This window comes from Streptomyces gardneri, assembly GCF_006539185.1.
GTDB classification, from domain to species: Bacteria; Actinomycetota; Actinomycetes; order Streptomycetales; family Streptomycetaceae; genus Streptomyces; species Streptomyces gardneri.
This window is the reverse complement of the sequence record NZ_BJMN01000034.1, coordinates 42,021-67,035: the sequence shown is the minus strand read 5'-3', so window position 1 is coordinate 67,035 and position 25,015 is coordinate 42,021. Positions and strand designations below refer to the sequence as shown.

The 25,015-nt window shown below is 70.4% G+C and carries 24 protein-coding genes and 2 tRNA genes; 5 read left to right on the top strand and 21 right to left on the bottom strand.

Annotated elements, in window-relative coordinates:
* Positions 1 to 91: 91 nt before the first annotated feature.
* The 6 genes from SGA01_RS25540 to SGA01_RS25515 all read right to left on the bottom strand — a co-directional run bounded on the left by SGA01_RS25540 (position 92) and on the right by SGA01_RS25515 (position 4,511).
* Positions 92 to 766, bottom strand: coding sequence for a class E sortase (locus SGA01_RS25540; protein ID WP_055642477.1), 675 nt, complete (start codon positions 764 to 766; stop codon positions 92 to 94).
* A 37-nt stretch (positions 767 to 803) separates the two neighbouring features.
* Positions 804 to 2,099 carry a class E sortase gene (locus SGA01_RS25535; protein WP_141298798.1) on the bottom strand — a complete coding sequence of 432 codons (1,296 nt, stop codon included), beginning with the start codon at positions 2,097 to 2,099 and terminating at the stop codon, positions 804 to 806.
* On the bottom strand, positions 2,096 to 2,734 hold the full coding sequence (locus SGA01_RS25530) for an aminodeoxychorismate/anthranilate synthase component II (protein ID WP_055642475.1): 639 nt from the start codon (positions 2,732 to 2,734) through the stop codon (positions 2,096 to 2,098). Before SGA01_RS25530 ends, SGA01_RS25535 begins: the two co-directional genes overlap by 4 nt.
* On the bottom strand, positions 2,731 to 2,892 hold the full coding sequence (locus tag SGA01_RS25525) for a hypothetical protein (protein WP_024760376.1): 162 nt from the start codon (positions 2,890 to 2,892) through the stop codon (positions 2,731 to 2,733). Before SGA01_RS25525 ends, SGA01_RS25530 begins: the two co-directional genes overlap by 4 nt.
* Before the next feature lie 64 nt (positions 2,893 to 2,956).
* Complete coding sequence (locus SGA01_RS25520; protein WP_141298796.1) at positions 2,957 to 3,718, bottom strand: class E sortase; 762 nt, start codon at positions 3,716 to 3,718, stop codon at positions 2,957 to 2,959.
* 25 nt (positions 3,719 to 3,743) lie between these two features.
* A complete protein-coding gene (locus SGA01_RS25515; protein WP_141298794.1) occupies positions 3,744 to 4,511 on the bottom strand; it encodes a DUF881 domain-containing protein in 768 nt (255 codons plus the stop codon).
* Between the two features lie 140 nt (positions 4,512 to 4,651).
* On the opposite strand from SGA01_RS25515, the gene crgA reads away from it, so the two are divergent.
* Positions 4,652 to 4,906 carry a cell division protein CrgA gene (gene crgA / locus SGA01_RS25510; protein WP_055642472.1) on the top strand — a complete coding sequence of 85 codons (255 nt, stop codon included), beginning with the start codon at positions 4,652 to 4,654 and terminating at the stop codon, positions 4,904 to 4,906.
* Between the two features lie 316 nt (positions 4,907 to 5,222).
* On the opposite strand, the gene SGA01_RS25505 is transcribed toward crgA, so the two are convergent.
* Positions 5,223 to 6,089, bottom strand: a complete 867-nt coding sequence (locus SGA01_RS25505) for a rhomboid family intramembrane serine protease (protein ID WP_141298792.1) — start codon at positions 6,087 to 6,089, stop codon at positions 5,223 to 5,225.
* A 40-nt stretch (positions 6,090 to 6,129) separates the two neighbouring features.
* Positions 6,130 to 6,657: a peptidylprolyl isomerase gene (locus SGA01_RS25500; RefSeq protein ID WP_055642470.1), complete on the bottom strand. Its 528-nt coding sequence runs from the start codon at positions 6,655 to 6,657 to the stop codon at positions 6,130 to 6,132.
* Positions 6,658 to 6,839: 182 nt separating this feature from the next.
* Here SGA01_RS25500 and SGA01_RS25495 point away from each other — a divergent pair, with 182 nt between their 5' ends.
* Complete coding sequence (locus SGA01_RS25495; RefSeq protein WP_141298790.1) at positions 6,840 to 7,589, top strand: DUF5324 family protein; 750 nt, start codon at positions 6,840 to 6,842, stop codon at positions 7,587 to 7,589.
* A 322-nt stretch (positions 7,590 to 7,911) separates the two neighbouring features.
* Here SGA01_RS25495 and SGA01_RS25490 read toward each other — a convergent pair whose 3' ends face one another.
* The 3 genes from SGA01_RS25490 to SGA01_RS25480 all read right to left on the bottom strand — a co-directional run bounded on the left by SGA01_RS25490 (position 7,912) and on the right by SGA01_RS25480 (position 9,538).
* Positions 7,912 to 8,301 carry a DUF6344 domain-containing protein gene (locus SGA01_RS25490; protein WP_141298788.1) on the bottom strand — a complete coding sequence of 130 codons (390 nt, stop codon included), beginning with the start codon at positions 8,299 to 8,301 and terminating at the stop codon, positions 7,912 to 7,914.
* A 178-nt stretch (positions 8,302 to 8,479) separates the two neighbouring features.
* Positions 8,480 to 8,875, bottom strand: coding sequence for an iron chaperone (locus SGA01_RS25485; protein ID WP_229918149.1), 396 nt, complete (start codon positions 8,873 to 8,875; stop codon positions 8,480 to 8,482).
* Positions 8,876 to 9,082: 207 nt separating this feature from the next.
* Complete coding sequence (locus tag SGA01_RS25480) at positions 9,083 to 9,538, bottom strand: carboxymuconolactone decarboxylase family protein (RefSeq protein ID WP_141298784.1); 456 nt, start codon at positions 9,536 to 9,538, stop codon at positions 9,083 to 9,085.
* Between the two features lie 250 nt (positions 9,539 to 9,788).
* Here SGA01_RS25480 and SGA01_RS25475 point away from each other — a divergent pair, with 250 nt between their 5' ends.
* The gene (locus SGA01_RS25475; RefSeq protein WP_141298782.1) at positions 9,789 to 12,311 is read left to right on the top strand and encodes an XRE family transcriptional regulator; all 2,523 of its coding nucleotides are present in this window, start codon (positions 9,789 to 9,791) and stop codon (positions 12,309 to 12,311) included.
* An 81-nt stretch (positions 12,312 to 12,392) separates the two neighbouring features.
* Here the strand turns inward: SGA01_RS25475 and SGA01_RS25470 are convergent.
* Positions 12,393 to 12,465 (bottom strand) — tRNA-Ala (locus tag SGA01_RS25470).
* A gap of 129 nt (positions 12,466 to 12,594) precedes the next feature.
* On the opposite strand from SGA01_RS25470, the gene SGA01_RS25465 reads away from it, so the two are divergent.
* Both SGA01_RS25465 and SGA01_RS25460 read left to right on the top strand, forming a co-directional pair.
* The gene (locus SGA01_RS25465) at positions 12,595 to 13,143 is read left to right on the top strand and encodes a helix-turn-helix domain-containing protein (protein WP_141298780.1); all 549 of its coding nucleotides are present in this window, start codon (positions 12,595 to 12,597) and stop codon (positions 13,141 to 13,143) included.
* Positions 13,144 to 13,206: 63 nt separating this feature from the next.
* A complete protein-coding gene (locus tag SGA01_RS25460; RefSeq protein ID WP_141298861.1) occupies positions 13,207 to 14,562 on the top strand; it encodes a serine/threonine-protein kinase in 1,356 nt (451 codons plus the stop codon).
* A gap of 88 nt (positions 14,563 to 14,650) precedes the next feature.
* Here SGA01_RS25460 and SGA01_RS25455 read toward each other — a convergent pair whose 3' ends face one another.
* The 9 genes from SGA01_RS25455 to gnd form a co-directional block, all read right to left on the bottom strand.
* Positions 14,651 to 15,952 (bottom strand): hypothetical protein, encoded by a 1,302-nt coding sequence (locus SGA01_RS25455; protein WP_174867481.1) that lies wholly within the window; start codon positions 15,950 to 15,952, stop codon positions 14,651 to 14,653.
* Positions 15,953 to 16,056: 104 nt separating this feature from the next.
* The gene (locus SGA01_RS25450) at positions 16,057 to 16,191 is read right to left on the bottom strand and encodes a DLW-39 family protein (RefSeq protein WP_003958712.1); all 135 of its coding nucleotides are present in this window, start codon (positions 16,189 to 16,191) and stop codon (positions 16,057 to 16,059) included.
* A 169-nt stretch (positions 16,192 to 16,360) separates the two neighbouring features.
* A tRNA-Ile gene (locus tag SGA01_RS25445) sits at positions 16,361 to 16,434 on the bottom strand.
* Positions 16,435 to 16,532: 98 nt separating this feature from the next.
* Positions 16,533 to 17,117: a DUF3566 domain-containing protein gene (locus tag SGA01_RS25440; protein WP_055642463.1), complete on the bottom strand. Its 585-nt coding sequence runs from the start codon at positions 17,115 to 17,117 to the stop codon at positions 16,533 to 16,535.
* 106 nt (positions 17,118 to 17,223) lie between these two features.
* Positions 17,224 to 19,863 carry a DNA gyrase subunit A gene (gene gyrA, locus SGA01_RS25435; protein ID WP_055642462.1) on the bottom strand — a complete coding sequence of 880 codons (2,640 nt, stop codon included), beginning with the start codon at positions 19,861 to 19,863 and terminating at the stop codon, positions 17,224 to 17,226.
* A gap of 41 nt (positions 19,864 to 19,904) precedes the next feature.
* Positions 19,905 to 21,935, bottom strand: a complete 2,031-nt coding sequence (gyrB, locus tag SGA01_RS25430) for a DNA topoisomerase (ATP-hydrolyzing) subunit B (RefSeq protein WP_141298778.1) — start codon at positions 21,933 to 21,935, stop codon at positions 19,905 to 19,907.
* A gap of 408 nt (positions 21,936 to 22,343) precedes the next feature.
* Positions 22,344 to 22,913, bottom strand: a complete 570-nt coding sequence (locus SGA01_RS25425) for a DciA family protein (protein ID WP_141298775.1) — start codon at positions 22,911 to 22,913, stop codon at positions 22,344 to 22,346.
* A complete protein-coding gene (gene recF, locus SGA01_RS25420; RefSeq protein WP_055642459.1) occupies positions 22,910 to 24,031 on the bottom strand; it encodes a DNA replication/repair protein RecF in 1,122 nt (373 codons plus the stop codon). The genes SGA01_RS25425 and recF overlap by 4 nt, the downstream gene beginning before the upstream one ends.
* 59 nt (positions 24,032 to 24,090) lie before the next feature.
* A complete protein-coding gene (gene gnd, locus SGA01_RS25415; protein WP_141298773.1) occupies positions 24,091 to 24,969 on the bottom strand; it encodes a phosphogluconate dehydrogenase (NAD(+)-dependent, decarboxylating) in 879 nt (292 codons plus the stop codon).
* Positions 24,970 to 25,015: the final 46 nt, after the last annotated feature.

Sequence of the window (25,015 nt, the reverse complement as noted above, 5' to 3'; positions counted from 1 at the left end):
CAGCACGACCGAGCCCCGGCATCCCATGGATGCCGGGGCTCGGTCGTTGTGACCCGGATGTAAGAACAGCTCGGTCGTTGTCGCCCGGGTGTCAGAGCAGCTCGGCCGGCGGAGTGCGGTCGCGGTCGACCTTCTCCGTGCGCTCCAGTTCGCCCCAGACGATGTACCGGTAGTCCGAGGTGTACATCGGGGTGCAGGTCGTCAGGGTGATGTAGCGGCCCGGCTTGGTCTTCCCGGATTCCTTGGGGACGGGCTGGAGGACGTCCACGTTGTACTTCGTCGTCTCCGGCAGGCTCTTGTAGACCTTGTAGACGTACCAGGTGTCCTTGGACTCGAAGACGATCGAGTCGCCGGTCTTCAGCTTGTGGATGTTGTGGAACTTCGCGCCGTGCCCGTCGCGGTGCGCGGCCAGCGTGAAGTTGCCCTTCTTGTCCTGCGGGAGGGCGGACTTGATCGGGTCGGTGTAGTAGCCGGCGACGCCGTTGTTCAGGATGGCGCTGGTGGTGCCCTGCTTGACCAGTATCTCGTCGTCGCCCATGGCGGGGACGTGGAGGAAGCCGATGCCGTCCTTGGTGTCGAGGGCGCCGGGGCCGTCGGCCCAGCGGTCGCGGACCTGGGCACCGTCCTGGTCGGCGGCGCGGTCGGCGAGGACGTTGGTCCACCACAGCGAGTAGACGACGAAGAGTCCGAGCACCAGGCCCGCTGTGATGAGGAGTTCGCCGAAGGCGCTGATGATCCCGGCGATCCGGTTGCGCGCGCGTGCCACTAGGTCGTCCCGTCGTCCCGTCCGGAGGTGTGGGGTCTCACCCTACGAGGGCCTTGGGCTTTCCCTTGCTGCGCGGGCGTTCCTCGACCAGCTTGCCCCAGACGATCATGCGGTACGTGCTGGTGAACTCGGGCGTGCACGTGGTCAGCGTGATGTACCGGCCGGGCTTGGTGAAGCCGGATCCCTTCGGGACCGGGTCGATCACCGAGACGTTCGACGGAGCGGTCTGGGGCAGGATGCTCGCCATCTCGTAGGTGTAGTACGCGTCCTGGGTCTCGACGACGATCGGGTCCCCGGGCTTGAGCTGGTTGACGTACCGGAACGGCTCGCCGTGGGTGTTGCGGTGGCCGGCGACGGCGAAGTTGCCCTGCTTGTCGGACGGCATGGCCGTCTTGAGCTTGCCGTCGGCGTAGTGGCCGACCATGCCCTTGTCGAGGACCTTGGTCTTGTTGATGCCCTCGGCGATGGGCACGACGACGTCGAGCTTGGGGATGTACATGATGGCGAAGCCCTGGCCGGGCTCGAAGGCCTCCGGCTTGTCGTCCTCGCCGCTGTCACGGCCCTTCGCCCAGGTGTCCTCGATCTGCTCCTTGGCGCGGTCGGTCTCCTGGCCGGCGAGGACGTTCGTCCACCACAGCTGGTAGGTGACGAAGAGCAGCATGACGACGCCGAAGGTGATGAAGAGTTCCCCGATGATCCGGCTGGCGACGACGCCGACGCTCTCCTTGGCCGCGCGCGCGGCGCGGCGGGCCTCCACCCGGGAGAGGGGGCGCGACCCGGCCCCGGCCGTCGCGGCGGTCCCAGCGGCCCCGGCAGTGGCTGTGGGGGCGCTGCCGCGGCCCTTGGCCGCTCGGCGCCGCTCGGCCCGTCCGGGCCCCGGAGGCGTCTCCACGGCCCGCAGGGCCACCGTCTCGTCCCGTGGGGCCGGTGGGACCTGTTGCGGGGTCTCCTCGGGCGCGTACGAGGCGTACGCGGGCTCGTGCGGCGCCTCGTAGGCGGGCTGGGCGTCGTACGCCGGTCGAGGATCGTACGGAGCCTCGTACGCGGGTGCGGTCGGCGCCTCGTACGCGGGTGCGGTCGGCGCCTCGTAGACGGGCTCGTATGCCGTCTGCTCGTATGCCGTCTGCCCGTACGCGGCCGGCTCGTATGGGGCCGGCTCGTATGGGGTCGCCTCGTACGCGGTCGGCTCGTACGCCGGCTGTCCGTATGTCGTCTGCTCGTACGCCGTCGGGTCGTGAGGCTGTGGCTGCTCCCCGTGCCCGTACGGGTCCACGGGTATCGGCTCCGGCTCGGGGACTCCCGATTCCCGGAACCACGGCGAGCCCGTCGTCACGCGACGGCCTTGCCCACCACCGGCGCGAGCCCCGCCGACCGGCCGACCGCCCCCTTGTCGCCGCACTGCTCAAGCCAGTTGGCGAGCATGAGGTGGCCGTGCTCGGTGAGGACCGACTCCGGATGGAACTGGACCCCTTCGACCGGCAGCTCACGGTGGCGCAGCCCCATGATGATGCCGTCCTCGGTCCGCGCGGTGACCTCCAGCTCGGCCGGCAGGGCGGCGGGCTCGGCGGCCAGCGAGTGGTAGCGGGTCGCGGTGAACGGCGAGGGCAGGCCCGCGAAGACGCCCTTCCCCTCGTGCGTGACGGGGGAGGTCTTGCCGTGCAGCAGCTCGGGCGCGCGGTCGACGACGCCGCCGTACGCCACGGCCATCGACTGCATGCCGAGGCAGACGCCGAAGACGGGCACACCGGTGTCGGCGCAGTGCCGGACCATCTCGATGCAGACCCCGGCCTGCTCGGGCCCGCCGGGCCCGGGCGACAACAGGACGCCGTCGAAGCCGTCCTGTGCGTGGCTCAGCTCGACCTCGTCGTTGCGGCGGACTTCGCACTCGGCGCCGAGCTGGTAGAGGTACTGAACGAGGTTGAAGACGAAGCTGTCGTAGTTGTCGACGACGAGAATTCGCGCGCTCACTGGCCGTCCACCGTCACATCGTTGAACGGAAGCAGCGGCTCCGCCCAGGGGAACACGTACTGGAAGAGGGCGTAGACCACCGCGAGCACCAGCACGATCGAGATCAGTGCCCGCACCCACGCGTTGCCCGGCAGATGCCTCCAGATCCAGCCGTACATGCCGTCGACCGCCCCTTCCGTTCGTTACGGGGACCAGAGTACGGGGCGAGGGGGCCGTAGAGGGTCAGCTGTCCAAAGCCTGTGGACGACCGTCGGCCACCGGCTGCGTGGTGTCGAGGTGTGCCCAGACGATCAGCCGGTGGCTGCTGCCCCACTCGGGCTCGCAGGTGGTGAGGGTGAGGTAGCGGCCGGGCCCGTCGTAGCCGGCCGCGTTCTTCCTGAGGGGCTTCGGTACGGGGGCGACGACCCCGACGTCGGTGGGCAGGGTCCGGTAGGGGCCGCGGTCGACGCGGTACGTGAACCAGGTCGTCCCGTCGGTGAGGACGACCGCGTCGCCGGGTCGCAGTCGCGGGAAGTCCTTGAAGGGGTCGCCGTACGTGCGGCGGTGGCCGGCGACGGCGAAGTTGCCGGTCGCGCCGAGCCGCGCGGTGGCCGCGTAGTGCCCGAGGCCCTTCTTCAGGACGCCCGGGCCGGTGCCTTCGAGGACGGGCCACTTCCAGTCCTTGCCGAGCCGGGGGACGTACATGACGGCGATCCCCTTGCCGGGGGCGTACGGCTCGGCCTCGGGGGCGGTGGCCGGTGCCGGGGAACCCGCGGCCGGGTCCCCGGCCGGGTCCCCGGGCGGAGTCGTGGCCGGAGTGGTGGCCGGGGCCGTGGCCGGGTTGTTCACCCACTCCCGCTGGAGGGTGTCGATCTGGCCGGCGCTCGCGCTCTGGGCCTGGACACCGGTCCAGTACAGGACGTACACGACGAAGAGGACGATCAGGGTGCCGACGGTCAGGCACAGCTCGCTGAAGGTGCGCACGACGAGACGGACACCGCGCACGCGCCCCTCCCCGCAAGTCCTCCGGTCAGCTCACCGGCTTCGCGTAGTGGAGGTCCACTGTGCCCGAGTAGCCGGGCAGAGTCACCGCCTTGTGGTCGTCGACTTTCCAGCCGAGCCCGTACGCCTTGACGTACAGCTGGTAGTTCTGGATGGCCGGGGAGTCGTTGAGCGCCCTGCTCAGCTTCCCTCGGTCGCCGACGGCCGTGATCTTGTACGGCGGCGAGTAGACGCGGCCCTGGAGGATCAGGGTGTTGCCGACGCAGCGCACGGCACTGGTGGAGATGAGCCGCTGGTCCATGACGCGGATGCCCTCGGCGCCGCCCTGCCACAGGGCGTTGACGACGGCCTGGAGGTCCTGCTGGTGGATGACGAGGTCGTTGGCCTGCGGCTCGGGGTAGCCGGGGGCGGCCTGGGCGTTCGGCGGGGCGTCGTCGAGGGTGACGGTGAGGCCCGAGCCGGAGACCTCCTTGGTGCCCGCGGTCGCTTCGAGGGCGTCGAGCTTCGCGTCCTCCGCACGGGTGGAACCGTCGTCGCGGGCGGCGAGGCCGTCGACCTGGGAGCGGAGCGCCGAGGTGGACTCGTCGAGCCCGGCGTTCTTGTGGCTGCGCTCCTCGATCAGGTCTGAGAGCCTGAGAAGAGAGGCATCCGTGCGGATGTTTGTGCCCTTGGCCGTGTTGAAACTCGTCACGAAGATCAGTCCGGCGAGGGCGAAGACGGCAAGGGTCAGCACCCGGACGGGGCGCCACCTCGTGGTGCGGCCCGGCCCTGCGGGAGTGTCGGCGGAATTGCTCAACGTACCCTGATCCCCTTCGGTGCCGCGGAACCACTACGCTAACGGACGCCCGGGGGACGCAGTCTTCCTCCTACGTCACATCCCGGCGCCGCCCACAGTTCCCTGCGCGGTCACGCAGCGCATCGACAGGAGAGTCCCTCGTGCCGAAGTCACGTATCCGCAAGAAGGCCGACTTCACGCCTACGCCCGCCAAGCAGGCCACCAACATCAAGCTGTCGAACAGCAGCTGGGTGGCCCCCGTGATGCTGGCGCTGTTCGCCATCGGGCTGGTGTGGATCGTGCTCTTCTACGTCACCGACGGTTCGTTGCCGATCAAGTCGATCGGCAACGTGAACATCGTGGTGGGCTTCGGCTTCATCGCTGCGGGGTTCGGCGTCTCCACGCAGTGGAAGTAGCCCTCGCGACCCGCGAGATATCGGCTGGACCGGCGGCTCGTCAAGCTCTCCCCTGAACTTATCCACAGCGTTGTGCACAGCACTGGATAACTTACGAAGATCTGTGGATAACTCGCACGACGTTGACGCCGGTATGACCGCTTTCACAGGCGCGATCCCCTGCCGAGGTACGCAGTACGCCCCTCGCCTCCCTGGAGAAACACCAGGTCAGAGGCGAGGGGCGCGGTCTTTCCCCAGCACTCCGGGCCGATCCGCCACGCACTGTGGATAACTCTGGGGAAAGCTCGGGAAAGAGCTCTTCCACAGCCCCCTGCGCTCAGGTGAGCGCAGTGGATCGGGCGAGTACGAGCCCCAGGTCGAGCAGGAGCACCAGTCCACAGGCCCCGTACTGCACGAGGTCCCTGCGCGCCCTCGGGGCGTGCACCAGTGCGTACGTCACCAGGACGCCCGCGACGAGACCGCCGACGTGCGCCTCCCAGGAGATCCCCGGACGGGTGAACGTCATGAGCAGCGACAGCGCCACGAAGAGGACCACCGGCCGCATGTCGTGCCGCTTGTGGCGGGCCAGCACGACCCAGGCGCCGATGAGACCGTAGACGACGCCGGAGGCACCCAGCGAGGGCTGGTTCTGCGCGGCGACGAGATAGGCGAGCACGGAGCCCGAGAGCCCGGCGAGCAGGCACAGGGCCGCGTACCGGACCCGGCCGAGCTCGGGCTCGACGATCCCGCCGATCACCCACAGTCCCAGCACGTTGAAGAGGATGTGCCAGACCTCCTGGTGGAGGACGGTCGCGGTCAGCAGGCGGTACCACTCGCCGTCCGCGACCCCGATCACCTCGCCGAGCTGCGGGCTGTAGGCGTAGCCGATGAGCTCGAGCTCGGCGACGAGCCGCTCCCCGAACACCAGGACCAACAGGTACACCGCGAGGTTGATCCCGATCAGGAACTTGGTGACCAGGCGGTCGTCGGTCGCCACCCGGCCGCCCACGAGCGTCCGGGGCTGGTTGGCGCCGGCGGCGTGGCCGGTCCCCGAACCGTTGCGCACACAGTCGGGGCACTGGAAACCGACCGAGGCGGAGATCATGCACTGCGGGCAGATGGGCTTGTCGCAGCGGGCGCAGCGGATACCGGTCTCGGCCTCCGGGTGGCGGTAGCAGCGGGGCAGGCCGGACTGCGGGTCCATGAGAGGTTCTTTCCCTTCCGTCCCTTCCGTCATGTCCGCCTCAGCGCTTCTCGATCACCACGGAGTCGATCACCACGTCCTGGAGCGGGCGCTCGGTGTGCGGGTCGGTCGCGACCGCCGCGATCGCGTCCACGACCTTCCGGCTCTCCAGGCCCGCGACCTCGCCGAAGATGGTGTGCTTGCGGTTCAGCCAGGTCGCGGCGCCGACCGTGACGAAGAACTGCGAGCCGTTGGTGCCCGGGCCGGCGTTGGCCATGGCCAGCAGGTAGGGACGGTCGAAGAAGAGCTCCGGGTGGAACTCGTCGGCGAACTCGTATCCGGGGCCGCCCGTGCCGTTACCCAGCGGGTCGCCGCCCTGGATCATGAAGCCCTTGATGACCCGGTGGAAGGCCGTGCCGTCGTAGAGCGGGTCCGAGGAGACCTTGCCGGTGGCGGGATGCGTCCACTCGCGCTCGCCGGAGGCGAGTTCGACGAAGTTGCGCACCGTCTTCGGGGCGTGGAACGGCATCAGCCGGACCTCGATGTCACCCAGGCTGGTCTTGAGGATCGCGTACAGCTGCTCGGCCACGGTCGCCTTCCGTCCACATGTGTCGTGTCGTTGTCGTATCGCGTCTGTCTCTGCGTGACCACCGATCCTCGCATGCCCCGGATGCCCGCCCCGCATGCCGGACTTCGATCCGAGGGGCATGATTCCGAAAAGGATGGAAAGGTGAAAAACCGACATCGTCGCCACCGAGGAGGAGGAATCCCGTGACCCGCATGGACAGCGTGCGCGCCGCGTCAGATTCGGCGAAGGAGAGCGTCCTGCACGCCGCGGAAGTGGTGGCGCCGTACGCCGAAACAGCCAGGGACCAGGCCACGTACTACGCGCACGAGGCGAAGGTGCGGATCGCGCCGAAGGTCTCCAGGGCCGCTCAGCAGGCCCGAGCACAGGCGCGAACGCAGTACGACTCGTATGTCGCACCGCACGTACCGCCACGGGTCGACGCGGCCGCGCAACGCGCGGCGGACGTGACCCGCTCAGCCGCCCGTCAGGCGGCCGACTACACCGTTCCGCGTGTCGAGCACGCGGTCGCCGCGACCGGTCCCGTCCTTGAGGAGGCCGGGTCGCGTTCCACCGCCGCCTGGGCCGCGCTGCGCGGGCAGGTGACGCCGAAGGAAATCCAGAAGATCGTGAAGAAGCACGAGCGGCGGGCCAGGGCCGGTCGCCTCGCCAAGGGACTCGTGGTCCTCGGCTTGGTGGTCGGCGGCGCTTTCGCCGCTTGGAAGTGGTGGGACAAGCAGGCCAATCCCGACTGGCTGGTCGAGCCGCCGGCTCCCACCGAGGTGGGCGAGGGTTCCGCGTCGTCGTCCGTCGACGGCAATGGGGGGTTCCTCGATCCGGAGGTGGAGTTCAAGGAGAACGAGGCCGAGATCCAGGCAGAGGCCGAGATCGAGGCCGAAGCCGAGGCCGAAGCGGAAGCCGATGCCGATGCCGCGGAGCGCGACGAGCGTCGCTGACCACTGCGGTCCGGTCGAAGGAACTTCGTGCTTCGTAGCTGAAGCTTCATGGTCTGTCGGTGGAGCTTGTCGGACTGTCGGCAGAGCTTCGTGGTCCGCCGGTGGGGCTTCGGGTTCTGTCGGCAGAGCTTCACGGTCCGCCGGTGGGGCTTCTTGGACTGTCGGCAGAGCTTCGTGGTCCGCCGGTGGGGCTTCGGGTTCTGTCGGCAGAGCTTCACGGTCCGCCGGTGGAGCATCTCGGTCTGTCGGTGGGGCTTCGGGTTCTGAGGGTCTCGCGGTTTCACAGGGCGCGGGGAGTGCGCGTACGTCGGCTCCCCGCGTCCTACGCGCCCGCCGCCGGCGCCGTCGCCGCGAGCGCCAGCTCCGTCAGCGCGACCGGGTCGCTCTCGGCCGAACCACCCGCGTGGCGGTGGCGGACCGAAGGGGAGGAACCGTGGGCCTCGGCGCCGATGCGCTGCTTGATGGTGGGCGGCAGGGAGCGGTCACCGGCGAGGGGCCACCGATGCGTCCGCTGTGCCGGTACGGAGGCGTGGGTGCGCTCCCCGGTGGCGGGGACCGCGGCGGTGGCGGCGGAGCCGGCCGGCTCCTCGGGCTGCTGCACGGCGGGCTGCTGGGCCGCGGCGGCGGTGCTCGCCAGGCCGACGGAGGCGAGCAGGGCGAAGAGGACGGAGATGAAGGCGGTCCAGAACTGCTTGACCTTGGCGGTGGCCATGGCCCCTCACTTTCGTGACGTTCTCGGATGGTTCATTTCGAGTTGCGCGCTTTACGTACTTTCCACATGATGTGGATGCGGCCCGCGATTCCCGCGGAACGACGCCGCCGCCGCGCAGTTCTTCCGATGAACACCACCCGGACGGATCAGTGGCCACCACCGACCTGGTCCGATTCCCTCAGCTCACGGCCTTCTTCACCAGCTCGGCGATCCGCGTCTCGTCGGCGGCGGACAGCTCCTTCAGGGCGAAAGCGGCCGGCCACATCGTGCCGTCGTCGAGGTTCGCCACGTCGTTGAAGCCGAAGGTCGCGTACCGCGCGTTGAACTTCTGCGCGCTCTGGAAGAAGCAGACGACCTTGCCGTCCTTGGCGTAGGCGGGCATGCCGTACCAGAGCTTCGGCGCGAGCTCGGGGGCGCTCTCCTTGACCACGGCGTGGATGCGCTCGGCCATGACCCGGTCCGAGTCCTGCATCTCGGCGATCTTCGCGACCACGGCCGCCTCCTCCTCCGCCGCCTTGTCGGCGCGCGATCCACGGCGCGCGGACGCCCTGACCTCCTTGGCACGCTCCTTCATCGCGCTCCGCTCCTCGGCGGTGAACGCCTCGGCCTTGGTCTCGGCCTTCGTCTCGGCCTCGGCCGTCGCCTTGGCGGTCGTCTTGGCGGTCGTCTTGGCGGTCGTCTTGGCGGTCGTCTTGGTGGACTTCTGCGTGTTCGTCATGGCGAGTTCCTTCTCTGTCTGCAGATACGAATGGGGGCTGTCGAGAACGGAGGTGAAGGAGCGTCAGCCCCACGCGCCGGCGATCTGCCGGGTCGTGGCGTTGAGCCGGTTGAACAGGTTGGTGACGCCGACCATGAGGATGATCGCGGCGAGCTGCTTCTCGTCGTAGTAGGTGGCGGCCGTGTCCCAGACTTCGTCGCTCACCGCGTCGGGCCGGTCGGCCAGCCGCGTCGCGGCCTCGGCGAGCCCGAGGGCCGCCCGCTCCGCCGCCGTGAAGTACGGGGCCTCGCGCCAGGCGGCGACCGCGGCCAGCCGCTCGTCGCTCACGCCGGCCGCACGGGCCGTCCTGGCGCCGCCGTCGACACAGGCGGCGCAGCCGTTGATCTGGCTGACCCGCAGGTGGACTAGCTCCAGCGTCTGTCCGTCCACGCCACCGGAGCGCACGGCGGCGAGGAGCTCCTGGACGGGCCGCATCGCGGCGGGCAGCACGGCGACGGGGTTCTGCATACGGGACCGCATCTCGCTCCGCACCTCTTCACCTCTTCCGGGTCGGTGCCCCGTTCCCTCGGGGCGTGACTCCATGACAGCCCGTTCCGCTCGCCGCGGCCATCGCGGTGGGACACCGTGGGACAGGTGAAGCAGCCTTGACCTGCGGCGAGTTGGCTCGGAAGACTTCGCCCCGAACGGGACGGCGACACAGCACCACCGCAACACGGGACGAGCGCAGCAACACGGCACCACCGCAGCAGGACGCGAAGACGGGGGACCCATGGACGTACGACCGGCCGACTCGCAGGGCAGAGGCACGGGAGGAGCCGCAGGGGCACCCCGGGAAGGATCCGACCTGCAGGAGGAGCTGGCCGCCCGGCTGCGCCTGCTCCACGAGCTGTCCGGGCTCGGCGTCCGGGCCCTCGCCCGGGACACCGGCCTCAGCTCCTCGTCGCTCTCGCGCTACCTCAACGGCGTGACCGTGCCGCCCTGGCCCGCGGTGGTCGCCCTGTGCCGCCTGGTGAAGCGGGACCCCCGCCCCCTGCGGCCCCTGTGGGAGCGGACCTCGAACCCGCTGCCCGCGCCTCCGAAGAGCAGCCGGCAGATCCGGCCGCTGCCCCGCAACGACCTCCCCCGCGACGTGCCCGACTTCACCGGCCGCGAGGAGCGGCTCGCCGCCGTGTTCGCCGCCGTCGAGAGCCACCGGGCGGTGTCCGTCGACGGAATGGCGGGCGTGGGCAAGTCCTGTCTCGCGGTGCACGCGGCGCACCGGCTCGCCGCCGACTTCCCGGACGCCCAGCTCTACGTGGACCTGCACGGCTTCACCGAGGGCCGGCCGCCGCTCGACCCCGACTCGGCACTGCGGATGCTGCTCGCCGCGCTCGACGTCCCGTCCGAGAAGGTCCCGCGCGAGGGCGTCGAGGAGCTGGCCGCCTGCTGGCGGTCGGAGCTGGCGCGCCGCCGGGTCGTCGTGGTCCTCGACAACGCCGCCGACGCCGAGCAGGTCCGCCCGCTGCTGCCCGGCGCCGGTCCCTCCGTCGCCCTGATCACGAGCCGCAACCGCCTCCTCGGCCTGGACGAGGTGCCGCCGGTCTCGCTCGACGTGCTGAGCCCGGAGGAGAGCGCGGAGCTGCTCGCCCGGGCCAGCGGCGACCCGGGCGGGCCCGACAGCAGGCTCGCGCGCGATCCGGAGTCCGCCGCCGAGGTGCTGCGGCTCTGCGGCCGGCTGCCGCTGGCCCTGCGGCTGGCCGCGGCCCGGCTGCGGCACCGGCCGGGCTGGACCGTGGGGATCCTCGTCGAGCGGATGGCCGAGGGGGCGAGCGAGGGCGAGAGCGAGGTCGACGCCGAGTTCGGTGCGGCGTTCGCCATGTCGGTACGGCAGCTCGACCGCGCCCGGGCCCGGCTGTTCCGGCAGCTCGGCCTGCTGCCGGGGGAGTCCTTCGACGCGTACGTGGTGGCGGCGCTCGCGGACCTTCCGCTGCGCGAGGCGCGGGCGTCCCTGGAGGACCTGCTGGACGCTCACCTCGTCCAGGAGCCGACGCCGGGCCGCTACCGGCTGCACGACCTGGTGCACCAGCACGCGCGCCGGGCCGTGGCGGAGCAGGACGCGGCGCCCGAGCGGGAGCGCGCCCTCCACCGCGTACTCGACTACTACGTCCACGCGACGGCGGCGGCCGACGCCGCGATGCCGTATCTGGCGCCCGGCCGCCCGGCCTCCGCCGGCGTGGCCCCGGCCGCGCTGCCACGGTTCGCGGACAAGAACGCGGCCTTCACCTGGCTCGTGACGGAGTACGGGAACCTCCTGGCCGCCTTCGAGACGGCCGCCGCCGTCGGCGCCGACACGCACGTGTGCGAGCTGCCGCGCTTCCTCCGGGCGTACTTCGCCCGCCGCTGCGGCACGTCCCACCTCAACTACCTCTTCGAGCGGTCGCTGGCCGCCGCCGAGCGCCTGGGGGATCCGCTGCAGCTGGCCGAGGCGCACAGCGACCTGGGCTTCGCGCGGTACAACGCGGGCCGGATGGCGGAGGCCACCGCCTCGTACGAGGCGGCGGGACGTGAGGCCGCCCGTGCGGGGGACACCCGGGCGGAGGCCGAACTGGCCCTGCGCCGCGGCTATCTGAGCTGGGACGCGGGCCACGTCGAGGAGCCGCTCGACCTGTTCCGGCTGGCGGGGAAGCTGTACGAGCAGGCCGGCAGCCCGACGGGCGCGGCCCACGCGGCCGCGTCGGAGGCCTGGGCGATGCTCCAGCTGGGCCGGCGGGAGGAGGCGGCGCGACGGGCCCGGGATGTGCTGGGCATCCCCCACACCGAGCCCACGTGGCCGCCCGCGCTGACCGCCCGGATCACCCTCGGCATGGCCGTCGCGCCCGAGCGGCCCGAGGAGGCGGTGGAGCACCTGGGGCGGGCGCTGGCGGTGGCCCGTGACGACGGGCACCTCCACAACCAGGCGTGGTGCCTGAACTGCCGGGGGGTCGCGCTACGGCAGATGGGCCGGTACGAGGAGGCCCTGGCCAGTCACCGGGAGGCGTTCGCGCTGCTCGACGAGGTCTTCGAGGAGCACTGGAAGATCCACTTCCTGGACGGTTACGCCGAGACCTGTCGGCTCGCGGGCCTCCCGGACGAGGCCCTGCGGCTGCACCGGCAGGCCCTGGAGCTGGCTCCGAGGCTGGGCAACCGGCACGCGGAGGCGCTGGCCCACGAAGGGATCGCGGTCGTGCTCGACGAGACGGACCCGGCCGGCGCCGCCGAGCACCGGACGGCGGCCGAGGCGGTCCTGCGGGAGCTCTCCCCCGAGGCGTACTGACCCTCCCAGGGCCTCTCCGTGAAACGGCACGAAAAAGCACCCCCTGGATCGCGTTTCCGCAGATCAAGGGGGTGCATCACGTGGAGCCTAGGGGAGTCGAACCCCTGACATCTGCCATGCAAAGACAGCGCTCTACCAACTGAGCTAAGGCCCCGGAACGAGAACAGCGTACCGGGTCTCCCCCCATGTCCGGCAAAAGGATAGGGACTCCCGGTCAACGACCACTCTCCGTAAGATGCTGATCGAGGTTCGCAGTGGCGAACCTAAGGGATGGGGAGAAGTAATGGACGCAGCGCAGCAGGAAGCCACGGCAAGAGCCAGAGAGCTTCAGCGCAGTTGGTACGGGGAGCCGTTGGGGGCGCTCTTCCGTCGGCTGATCGACGATCTCGGGCTCAATCAGGCCAGGCTCGCGGCCGTGCTCGGGCTCTCCGCGCCCATGCTGTCCCAGTTGATGAGCGGCCAGCGGGCCAAGATCGGCAACCCGGCCGTCGTCCAGCGCGTCCAGGCCCTCCAGGAGCTCGCCGTCCAGGTCGCCGACGGCAGCGTCAGCGCCGCCGAGGCCACCGACCGGATGGACGAGGTCAAGAAGTCCCAGGGCGGCTCCGTCCTCACCAGCACGGCCCAGCCCACCACCGGCTCCGGCGCGCCGACCGTGCGCCGCGTGGTCCGCGAGATCCAGTCCCTGCTGCGGTCCGTGGCGGCCGCGGGCGACATCATCGACGCGGCGGACTCCCTCGCCCCGGCGCACCCGGAACTGGCAGAGTTCCTCCGGGTGTACGGCGCGGGGCGCACCGCGGACGCGGTCGCGCACTACGAGTCGCACCAGAACTGACGCGGGACCGGCGCTCGGCCGGTACCGCGGGGACACGACACGACGGGGAGCGTGCGCAGCGCGATGGGTGAGGTCTTCGCTGGTCGGTACGAGCTGATCGACCCGATCGGACGGGGCGGGGCGGGCGCGGTGTGGCGTGCCTGGGACCACCGGCGCCGCCGCTACGTGGCGGCCAAGGTGCTCCAGCAGAGCGACGCCCACACGCTGCTCCGCTTCGTCCGTGAGCAGGCGATGCGGATCGACCATCCGCACGTCCTCGCCCCGGCCAGCTGGGCCGCCGACGACGACAAGGTCCTCTTCACCATGGACCTGGTCGCCGGCGGCTCGCTGGCGCACGTCGTCGGGGACTACGGCCCGCTGCCGCCCCGCTTCGTGTGCACCCTGCTCGACCAGCTGCTCTCGGGTCTGGCCACGGTGCACGCGGAGGGGGTCGTGCACCGGGACATCAAGCCCGCCAACATCCTTCTGGACGTCACCGGAACCGGGCGGCCGCACCTGCGGCTGTCCGATTTCGGCATCTCCATGCGCAAGGGCGAGCCCCGGCTCACCGAGACCAACTACGTGATCGGCACGCCCGGTTACTTCGCTCCCGAGCAACTCCTCGGCGCGGAGCCCGACTTCACGGCCGACCTGTTCGCCGTCGGCCTGGTCGCGCTCTATCTGCTCCAGGGACGCAGCCCGGACTCCCAGGCCCTCGTCACGCACTTCCTCACGTACGGCACACCGAGCGCCCCCGAAGGCATTCCGGAGCCGCTGTGGCAGGTGCTCGCCGGGCTGCTCCAGCCCGATCCGCAGGCCCGCTTCCGGTCGGCCACGGGCGCGCGCAAGGCCCTCGACGCCGCCGCCGAGATGCTGCCCGAGCCGCGTCCCGACGAGCCGCCTGTCGAGATCTTCGACCAGATCGGCCCCCTGCCGTCCGGCTTCGGCCCCCAGGGCCCGACAGGCCCCGCCGGCCCCGGTGGACCGGCCGCCCCCGGCGCCGTCCCCGGCCCGCTCGGCGCGCCCACCGTCACCGACGCCGCACCGACGCCCGCCACGCCCGTACCGCCCCAACAGCACCCGGCACAGCCCCCGTACCAGCCCCAGCACCAGCAGCCCGTGCCTGCGGCGGCCCACGGCCCGGTGCCGAACCCCTCCGAGACGGGCAGCTTCCACCTGCCCCCGCCGGTCACGCACCCGACCCCCTCCTTCGACCAGGCCCCCACGGCCGCGGGGCCGTACGGACAGGCCCCTACTCATCCATACACCGCTCGACCCGTTCAGGTTCCCGATCAGCACACGGCACCGGTGTACGCCCCCGGGACCGCGCCCCTGACCCCCGTACGCCGACCGGGACCGCCCCCGAAGGTGACGGTCCCGGTCCTGCTGCTCGCCCTGATCTGCCTCGCGGTCGGCTTCTGGGCCCTCGCCCAGACCTGAGCCCGAGGGGCCCGCTGAGCCCGAGGGGCCCGCTGACCCCAAGGGCCCACCTGACCCCAAGGGGCCCAGGCGCGACACCGAATCGCCCCTAAGCCGCCCGCCGCCGCGCCATGAGCGTCCACGCGCCGAGCCCGAGCAGCAGCGCGGTCCCGGTGCCGATCCCGGCCACCGCGAGGAGCCGCATGGAGTCGTTCCCCTCCGCCGCCCGCGCGCCGCTCGCGCCGTTCGCCGCCGCCTCCTTGTCGCCGGCGGTCACCGCGAACGGCCCGGGGTCGCCGTCGTACCCGGGCCCGGGCTTCGCGTTCCCCGTGACGTTCACCCGCAGCGTCAGCGGCACCGGCTTGTCCTCGAACTCCTTGGCGATCTCGGGGCTGAGCGTGGCCGACAGGTAGTACCAGCCGGCGAACCGCATGCCGTTCGCCGCGTCGTTGTACGAGGTGCGGTTCTCGTGCGCCACCGGCCGCTGCGGGTCGAGCGCGAGCGTCGTCTGCTTCCCGTCGTAGCTCCCGGTGCTCTCGTCGACGTGACCGAGCGCCGGATTGTCGAGGGAGAGGACCAGCGCGTTGCCGACGTACTCGTCCCCTGCGGTGCTGCTGCCGAGCTCGGCGGTGGCGAAGAGCTGCTGCCCCCAGTCGACGGGCACCCGGTAGAAGAGCGTCTGTCCGGGCCGGATGTCGGACCGCCACTCGCCCTGCGTCAGCGAGACGGCGTCGTGGAAGCCGGCGCCGCCCTGCCGCTTCTGCGGGCCGCCCGCCGGCGGCGGGGGCGTGGCGGAGGACCAGGCCTCGGGAAGCTCGGTCGGACCGGCCTTCTTCAGGGCCGGCTCGGACAGGTGCCGGATCTCCAGCTCCCAGTCGTCCGAGGCCGAGGTCGGCTTCGAGGTGCGCTCGACGAGCACGTAGAAGGCACCCGCCTTCTGACAGGTGGAGCTCTCCTTGTCGACGATGCGGCGGGCGTACCCGGCGAGCGGGCGCGCGTACTCGGCCGAGGAGAACGACACCTGCTGGTAGCCGCAGTCGGTGCCGGAGCCGTCCTGCATGCTCACCTTGAAACCGTCGCCGTACTCGACCTTGCCCCCGGGCTTCGGCACGGCGACGACGGAGACGTAGCTGTTGAGCTTGTCGTCGAGGTCGACGCGGTAGTAGACCTTGCCGTCCTTCTTCAGCGTGTCCCGGTAGGTCTGCCCGACCTTCAGCTGCGCCGCGTCCGAGCTCGAAGCGGCGCCCTTGACGCGCGGGGCCGTACCGTCGAAGGCGTACGGCGGGAGGGCGCCCCCGTCGGCAGCCCGTGCCTGGCCCGGCAGCGCCGCCACCGCGCCCACAGTGGCGACCGCCACGATCAGAGCCGCTGCCCCCCGGCCCATGCGTCCGATGCCGGCCTGCGTCTTCACGCGCTTCTCCCCTTTACTCAAGCAAGCAATTTGTTCGCTCAGGCAAAGCAAAGCCCCGGCCCGCTCACGCGCGGCCGGGGCTTCACCCACAGACGAATTTCGTCTCAGACACCCGAACCTGCGGGCACGGAGTCGGTCGCCTCCGTCCACAGATCCTGCTCGGCGCGATCCGCCTGGATCTGGCGGTACACGAGGAGCCCGCCGATGGCGGCCAGTGCGACCAGGAGAAGCTTCTTCACCGCGCGACCTCGTCTTTCGTTGACGTAGGAGACTTCTGACGCCCACTCTACACATCGACCGATACCGATCGGTGACCTGTACGAGTTTCAAACCCCCGACGCGCCCCCGTCTTGCCCGGACAAACGAAATCGACCCGGACGGAGGAACCGTCCGGGTCGATCTTCACTGTGGGGCTAACAGGATTTGAACCTGTGGCCTCATCCTTATCAGGGATGCGCTCTAACCAACTGAGCTATAGCCCCGCCGCGCTTTGCGGTGTGTGTCCCGCGCGCTGACTCCTGAAGATTAGCGCACGTGGGGGCCAGTCCCAAAATCGGTTCCGGCCCGGCCCCCGTTCGCCCTACTCGTCCTCGGCGAGCGTGAGCTCCACGCCGCCGACGAAGCCGGCCGACAGGTTGTAGATGAACGCGCCCAGCGTCGCCAGAGCGGTCATCAGGACCACGTCGATGACGGCGATCACCGAGGTGAACATCAGCACCCGCGGCAGCGACAGGAACGACTGCAGGTCGAAGCCGTTGGACTCGTTCGAGCCCGTGGCCTCGCTGATCGTGCCGCCGACCGTCGAGAAGACGCCCATGGCGTCCATGACCATCCACAGCACCGCCGCCGCGACGACCGTGCAGATGCCCAGCGCGATGGAGAGCAGGAAGCTCACCTTCATCACCGACCACGGGTCGGCCTTGGCCACCCGCAGCCGCGCCTTGCGCGTACGGGGCGTGGTGCGTGCCCCCGTACGCGGCCGGCGCACGGCTCCGGCGCCCGTCTGGCCGCCCAGCGTCCCGCCCGCCTGGGCGCCCGGCGCCGGAGCGCCGTACGCCTGCGGCGGGTGGTACGGGCCGCCCGGCTGCTGCGCACCCGCGCGCTCGCCGGGCAGCGGCCCGCTGTAGGTCTCGTACGAGGGCTGCTGCCCCCGGGTATCCGTCACCGCAACCCCCTGGGAGTCCGTGGCGGAGCCACGGGCGCCGTTCGCTCCAGCACCAGCAGAAGCTCCGGCGGCCGCCGATCCGGCGCCCGTGGCTCCACTCACGCTCTTACTCCTCGTGCTCCCCGGCCGAGGGCTCCGTGCCCTCGACTGCCTCGGCCTCGACCACTGCGGTCTCGACCACCGCGGCCTCGGTCGCCTCGATGGCGCCCTCGGCATCGTCCACGCCGTCCACGTCGTCGACGTCGTCGTCGTCGCTGCCGGCCTCGGCGTTCCGTGCGATGCCGACGACGGCATCGCGCTTGCCCAGGTTGATCAGCTGGACGCCCATGGTGTCACGGCCGGTCTCCCTGACTTCGTTGACTCGCGTACGAATCACACCGCCGGACAGCGTGATGGCGAGGATCTCGTCGGTCCCCTCGACCACCAGCGCGCCCACGAGCGAGCCGCGGTCCTCCACGATCTTGGCGGCCTTGATGCCGAGGCCGCCACGGCCCTGGACGCGGTACTCGTCGACGGGGGTGCGCTTCGCGTACCCGCCGTCGGTCGCGGTGAAGACGAACGTACCGGGCCGGACGACATTCATCGAGAGCAGTTCGTCGTCCGCTCGGAAACTCATGCCCTTGACGCCCGAGGTGGCACGTCCCATCGGGCGGAGAGCGTCGTCCGTGGCCGTGAAGCGGATCGACTGCGCCTTCTTGCTGACGAGGAGCAGATCGTCCTCGGACGAGACCAGCTCGGCCCCGATCAGCTCGTCGTCGCTGCCGTCCTCGCGCTCGCGCAGGTTGATGGCGATGACACCGCCCGAGCGGGGCGAGTCGTAGTCCTTCAGCGCGGTCTTCTTCACCAGGCCGGCCTTGGTGGCGAGCACCAGGTAGGGCGCGGCGTCGTAGTCGCGGATCGCCAGGATCTGCGCGATCTGCTCGTCCGGCTGGAAGGCGAGCAGGTTGGCCACGTGCTGGCCGCGCGCGTCCCGGCCGGCGTCCGGCAGCTCGTACGCCTTGGCCCGGTAGACCCGGCCCTTGTTGGTGAAGAAGAGCAGCCAGTGGTGGGTGGTGGAGACGAAGAAGTGGTCGACGATGTCGTCCTGCTTCAGCTTCGTCCCGCGCACGCCCTTGCCGCCGCGCTTCTGCGAGCGGTAGTCCTCGGTCTTCGTCCGCTTCACGTAGCCGCCGCGGGAGATCGTGACGACGATGTCCTCCTCGGCGATCAGGTCCTCGATGGACATGTCACCGTCGAAGGGCACGAGCTTGGACCGGCGGTCGTCGCCGAACCGCTCGACGAGCGCCGCGAGTTCCTCGCTGACGATCGACCGCTGGCGCTCCGGCGAGGCCAGGATCGCGTTGTACTCGTTGATCTTGGCCTGGAGTTCGTCGTGCTCGGCGACGATCTTCTGGCGCTCCAGGGCGGCGAGCCGGCGGAGCTGCATCTCCAGGATCGCGTTGGCCTGGATCTCGTCGATCTGGAGCAGGTCCATCAGGCCCGCGCGCGCGACCTCGACCGTGTCGCTGCGGCGGATCAGCGCGATGACCTCGTCGATCGCGTCGAGCGCCTTGAGCAGACCGCGCAGGATGTGGGCGCGCTCCTCGGCCTTCCGCAGCCGGAACTTCGTCCGGCGGACGATGACCTCGATCTGGTGCGTCACCCAGTGGCGGATGAACGCGTCGAGCGAGAGGGTGCGGGGCACGCCGTCGACGAGCGCCAGCATGTTCGCGCCGAAGTTCGTCTGCAGGTCGGTGTGCTTGTAGAGGTTGTTCAGCACGACCTTGGCGACGGCATCGCGCTTGAGCACGATGACGAGGCGCTGACCGGTGCGGGACGAGGTCTCGTCGCGGACGTCGGCGATGCCGCCGACCTTGCCGTCCTTCACGAGGTCGGCGATCTTCTGCGCGAGGTTGTCCGGGTTGGTCTGGTACGGAAGCTCCGTGACCACCAGGCACTGGCGGTTCTGGATCTCCTCGACCTCGACGACCGCGCGCATCGTGATCGAGCCACGGCCGGTGCGGTACGCCTCCTCGATGCCCTTGCGGCCGACGACGAGCGCGCCGGTCGGGAAGTCCGGGCCCTTGATCCGCTCGATCAGCGCGTCGAGGAGCTCCTCGTGCGTGGCCTCGGGGTGCTCCAGCGCCCACTGGGCGCCGGCCGCGACCTCGCGCAGGTTGTGCGGCGGGATGTTGGTGGCCATACCGACGGCGATACCGGCCGAGCCGTTGACCAGCAGGTTCGGGAACCGGGCCGGGAGGACCGTCGGCTCCTGGTTGCGGCCGTCGTAGTTGTCCTGGAAGTCGACGGTCTCCTCGTCGATGTCCCGGAGCATCTCCATGGCCAGCGGCATCATCTTGCACTCGGTGTACCGCATGGCGGCGGCCGGGTCGTTGCCCGGGGAACCGAAGTTGCCGTTGGAGTCGACGAGCGGCATCCGCATCGACCAGTGCTGGGCGAGACGGACGAGCGCGTCGTAGATCGAGGAGTCGCCGTGGGGGTGGTACGTACCCATGACGTCACCGACGACGCGGGCGCACTTGTAGAAGCCCTTCTCGGGCCGGTAGCCGCCGTCGTACATCGCGTACAGCACGCGCCGGTGGACGGGCTTGAGGCCGTCCCGTACGTCGGGCAGCGCGCGGGACACGATGACGGACATCGCGTAGTCGAGGTACGAGCGCTGCATCTCGGTCTCGAGCCCGACGGGCTCGATCCGCAGCACAGGCTCCTGCTCTTCGGTGGTGCCGGGAGTGATTTCGTCGGCCATTGCTGGTCGTCAGTCCTTTCGTACGGTCAGCTGAGGCCGACTCAGATGTCGAGGAAGCGAACGTCCTTGGCGTTGCGCTGGATGAACGAGCGCCGTGCCTCGACGTCTTCACCCATCAGCACCGAGAACAGGTCGTCGGCCTGCGCCGCGTCGTCCAGGGTGACCTGGCCGAGCACGCGGTGCTCGACGTCCATGGTCGTGACGCGCAGCTCCTCGGCGTTCATCTCGCCGAGGCCCTTGAAGCGCTGGATCGAGTCTTCCTTGATCCGCTTGCCGTTCTGCTTGCCGAGCGCGACGAGGGCGTCCCGCTCGCGGTCCGAGTACGCGTACTCGAAGTCGTCCCGGCCCCACTTGATCTTGTAGAGCGGCGGGCGCGAGAGGTAGACGTGACCGGCCTCGACCAGCGGGCGCATGAAGCGGAAGAGGAAGGTCAGCAGCAGGGTGTTGATGTGCTGACCGTCGACGTCGGCGTCCGCCATCAGAATGATCTTGTGATAGCGGAGCTTCTCGATGTCGAAGTCCTCGTGGACTCCGGTGCCGAAGGCCGAGATCAGGGCCTGGACCTCGGTGTTCTGCAGGATCTTGTCGATCCGGGCCTTCTCGACGTTCAGGATCTTGCCGCGGATCGGCAGGATGGCCTGGTACATCGGGTTACGGCCGGACTTGGCCGAGCCGCCGGCGGAGTCACCCTCGACGATGAAGATCTCGCACTTGGTCGGGTCGTTCGACTGGCAGTCGGACAGCTTGCCCGGCAGCGACGCCGACTCCAGCAGGCCCTTGCGGCGGGTCAGGTCGCGCGCCTTGCGGGCGGCGACGCGCGCGGTGGCGGCCTGGATCGACTTGCGGATGATGTCCGCGGCCTCGACCGGGTTGCGGTCGAGCCAGTCGTTGAGGTGCTCGTAGACCGCCTTCTGGACGAAGGTCTTCGCCTCCGTGTTGCCCAGCTTGGTCTTGGTCTGGCCCTCGAACTGCGGCTCGCTCAGCTTGACCGAGATGATCGCCGTCAGACCCTCGCGGATGTCGTCGCCCGTGAGGTTGTCGTCCTTCTCGCGGAGCAGCTTCTTGTCGCGCGCGTACTTGTTGATCAGCGAGGTCAGCGCCGCACGGAAGCCCTCCTCGTGCGTGCCGCCCTCGTGGGTGTGGATGATGTTGGCGAAGGAGTACACGCCCTCGCTGTAGCCGCTGTTCCACTGCATCGCGACCTCGAGGGACAGGGCCTTGTCCTTGTCCTCCGCCTCCAGGTCGATCACGGTGGGGTGGATCAGCTCGCCCTTGCGCGAGTTGAGGTACTTCACGAAGTCGACGATGCCGCCCTCGTAGTGGTACTTCACCGTGCGCGCGGCCGGCTCGGCGGCCGCCTCGGCGTCCGGGTCGTCGGCACCGACGGTCGCCTTCGCGGACTCGCGCTCGTCGGTGAGCGTGATCGTCAGGCCCTTGTTGAGGAAGGCCATCTCCTGGAAGCGCCGCGAGAGCGTCTCGAAGGAGTACTCGGTGGTCTCGAAGATGTCGGGGTCGGCCCAGAAGGTGACCGACGTGCCGGTCTCCGCGGTCGCCTCGTGCTGTTCGAGAGGGGCGGTCGGGGCGCCCATCTTGTAGTCCTGCGTCCAGCGGTGGCCGTCCGTCCGGATCTCGACGGAGACCTTGGTGGACAGGGCGTTCACGACCGACACACCGACACCGTGCAGACCGCCGGAGACGGCGTAACCGCCGCCGCCGAACTTGCCGCCCGCGTGGAGCACGGTCAGCACGACCTCGACGGCCGGCTTGCCCTCGGAGGCCACGATGCCCACGGGGATGCCACGGCCGTTGTCGACGACGCGCACGGCGCCGTCGGCCAGGATCGTCACGTCGATGGTGTCGGCGTGGCCGGCCAGGGCTTCGTCGACCGAGTTGTCGACGACCTCCTGCACCATGTGGTGCAGACCGCGCTCGCCGGTCGAGCCGATGTACATGCCAGGGCGCTTGCGCACGGCATCCAGGCCTTCGAGGACCTGGATGTTGCTGGCGGTGTACTGGTTGTTCTCGTTGGGGTCGCCGGAATCGGCCACGAAGCGCCCTTTCTGGCACAGCACAGGCCGTTCTCCGGGCATACGGGAGCGGCTGCGTCGTTCGACATGTTCCGCAGGGTGGCGGGATTGTCTCCCAGTCTACCGGTAGCGCCGACACTCATGGGGGTTTGCCGGTCCCTGAGTCCGCATGTGCCGCCCTGAGCGGACCCAAGACGACTCCCCATATCCGGATAGGGGCTTCAGAGGCCTCTGACGGCCACCTAGCGCTTCGGGATGTGACGGCCAGTGGGCAGGTGCTCCGCCCCCCGCGGTGGGCTGCGTTCCGCACCCGTTGTGGGCATGCGTTCCGCACTCGCCGCAGGCATGCGTTCGCCGGGGCCGGGGGTCCCTGTTCAGGGGAGGGTGGGCACACCGCGACCAGTGCGGCGCCCTTCGCCCGGACCCGCACCCCGAGGCCCCGCCCCGTCACTCTTACCCGTACGTGTCCCCGGGCCCGACGCTGCCGGGCGCCCTGAGCGGCCCGTATCCCCGCCGCGGCGCCCCCGGCCCCAGCACCTTGATGACCCGCACGGTCCCGTGCCCCAGGTCCTCGTTCAACCGAGCCACCAGCCGCGGCGCGAGCAGCCGCAGCTGCGTCGCCCACGCCGTCGAGTCGCACTGCACGGTCAGCACCCGCGCGTCCGGCTCGTCGTCGAACTTCAGCGGTACGCAGTGCTTCGCCAGGTCCTCGCCGACGATCTGCGGCCAGCGCCCCATGACCCCGCCGACCGCCGCGGGGGTCTCCCACCCGCGCTCGGTGATCAGCCGGTTGATCGCCGCACCGAGCGCCATCGGGTCGCGCCCGTCGGCGCGCGCGCCGGAGCGCAGCCCGCCCCCGCGCCGGGCCTGGTTCTTCTGCTGGGCGGCGGCGCCCCGCGCCTTCGCCTGCTCCTTGGCCGCGCGCAGCGCGACCCGCGCCAGGTCGATGCCCGAGGCCTCGGGGACCTTGGGTCCCTCCGGCTGCTCCGGCGCCCCGGCCCCGAGTGACGGCTGCTCGCTCATACCCGCTCCACCGCCCCGCCGGCCACCTCGTACCGCGTCCCCGCGAGGACCCCCGGCACGTCGTCGTCCACCGCCGCCGTCACCAGCACCTGCTCGCCGCCCGCCACCAGCTCCGCGAGCCGCTCCCGCCGGCGCGCGTCCAGCTCGGCGAAGACGTCGTCGAGGACGAGGACCGGCTCGTTGCCCTCGGAGCGCAGCAGGTCGTACGAGGCGAGCCGCAGCGCCAGCGCGTACGACCAGGACTCGCCGTGGCTCGCGTACCCCTTCGCGGGCAGGTCCCCGAGCTTGAGAAGCAGCTCGTCGCGGTGCGGTCCGACGAGGGTGACGCCTCGCTCGATCTCCTGCTTGCGGACCTCGGCGAGCGCGGCGATCAGCTGCTCGTACAGCTCCTCGCGGGTGAGCCCGGCGCCCGGCGCGGAGGGGCGGTACTCCAGCAGAATCGGTCCGCCGCCCGGCGCCAGCTGCTCGTACGCCTTGTCGGCGAGCGGCTGCAGGGTGTGGATGAGGTCGAGGCGCTGCGCGAGCAGCTCCGCCCCGGCCCGCGCGAGGTGCTGGTCCCAGACGTCGAGCGTGGACAGGTCCATGCCGCGGCCGCCGTGCCGCCGGGCCATCGCCGCCGACTTCAGGAGCGTGTTGCGCTGCTTGAGCACCCGCTCGTAGTCGGAGCGCACGCCCGCCATCCGCGGTGTGCGCGCCGTGATCAGCTCGTCGAGGAAGCGCCGCCGCTCGCCGGGATCGCCCTTCACCAGGGCAAGGTCCTCCGGAGCGAACAGCACGGTCCGTACGATCCCCAGCACGTCACGCGGTCTGACCTGCGAGGACCTGTTGATACGGGCGCGGTTGGCCCGGCCGGGATTGAGCTCGAGCTCGATCAGCTGGGAGCGCTCGCCCTGGGTGACGGCGGCCCGGATGACCGCGCGCTCGGCGCCCATCCGCACCAGCGGGGCGTCCGAGGCGACGCGATGGCTGCCGAGGGTCGCGAGATAGCCGACGGCCTCGACGAGATTCGTCTTGCCCTGGCCGTTCGCGCCCACGAACGCGGTGACGCCCGGGTCGAGCGGAACCTCGACCCGGGCGTACGAGCGGAAGTCGGCCAGCGACAGATGCGTGACGTGCATGGTGGGCGCCGACCTTCTTCCCCCGGCGGCTGTGCACCGCGGGGTGCACAGCCTGTGGATTACTTCTTCGTCTCGACCGCGTGGCCACCGAACTGGTTGCGCAGCGCGGCGATCATCTTCATCTGCGGGGAGTCGTCCTGCCGCGAGGCGAACCGCGCGAACAGCGACGCGGTGATCGCCGGCAGCGGTACGGCGTTGTCGATGGCGGCCTCGACGGTCCACCGGCCCTCGCCGGAGTCCGACGCGTAGCCGCGCAGCTGGTCCAGGTGCTCGTCCTCGTCCAGCGCGTTCACCGCGAGGTCCAGCAGCCAGGAACGGATGACCGTGCCCTCCTGCCAGGAGCGGAAGACCTCGCGCACGTCGGTGACGGAGTCGACCTTCTCCAGGAGCTCCCAGCCCTCGGCGTAGGCCTGCATCATCGCGTACTCGATGCCGTTGTGGACCATCTTCGCGAAGTGGCCGGCGCCGACCTTGCCCGCGTGGACCGAGCCGAACTCGCCCTCGGGCTTGAGCGCGTCGAAGATCGGCTGGACCTTCGCCACGTCCTCGGCGGAACCGCCGTACATCAGCGCGTAGCCGTTCTCCAGGCCCCAGACGCCACCGGAGACGCCGCAGTCGACGAAGCCGATGCCCTTGGCCGCGAGCTCCTCGGCGTGCTTCTCGTCGTCGGTCCAGCGGGAGTTCCCGCCGTCCACGACGATGTCGCCGGGGGAGAGCAGGTCGGCCAGCTCGTCGATCGTGGACTGGGTCGCGGCACCGGCCGGCACCATGACCCACACGACGCGCGGACCCTTGAGCTTGCCCACAAGCTCTTCGAGGCTGTGGACATCGGCGAGGTCCGGGTTGCGGTCGTATCCGATGACGGTGTGGCCTGCGCGGCGGATGCGCTCGCGCATGTTGCCGCCCATCTTGCCGAGACCGACGAGACCGAGCTCCATCAGAGATTCCTTAAGCGTCGTGTGCGGTTTACCCGGGTCCGAGCCT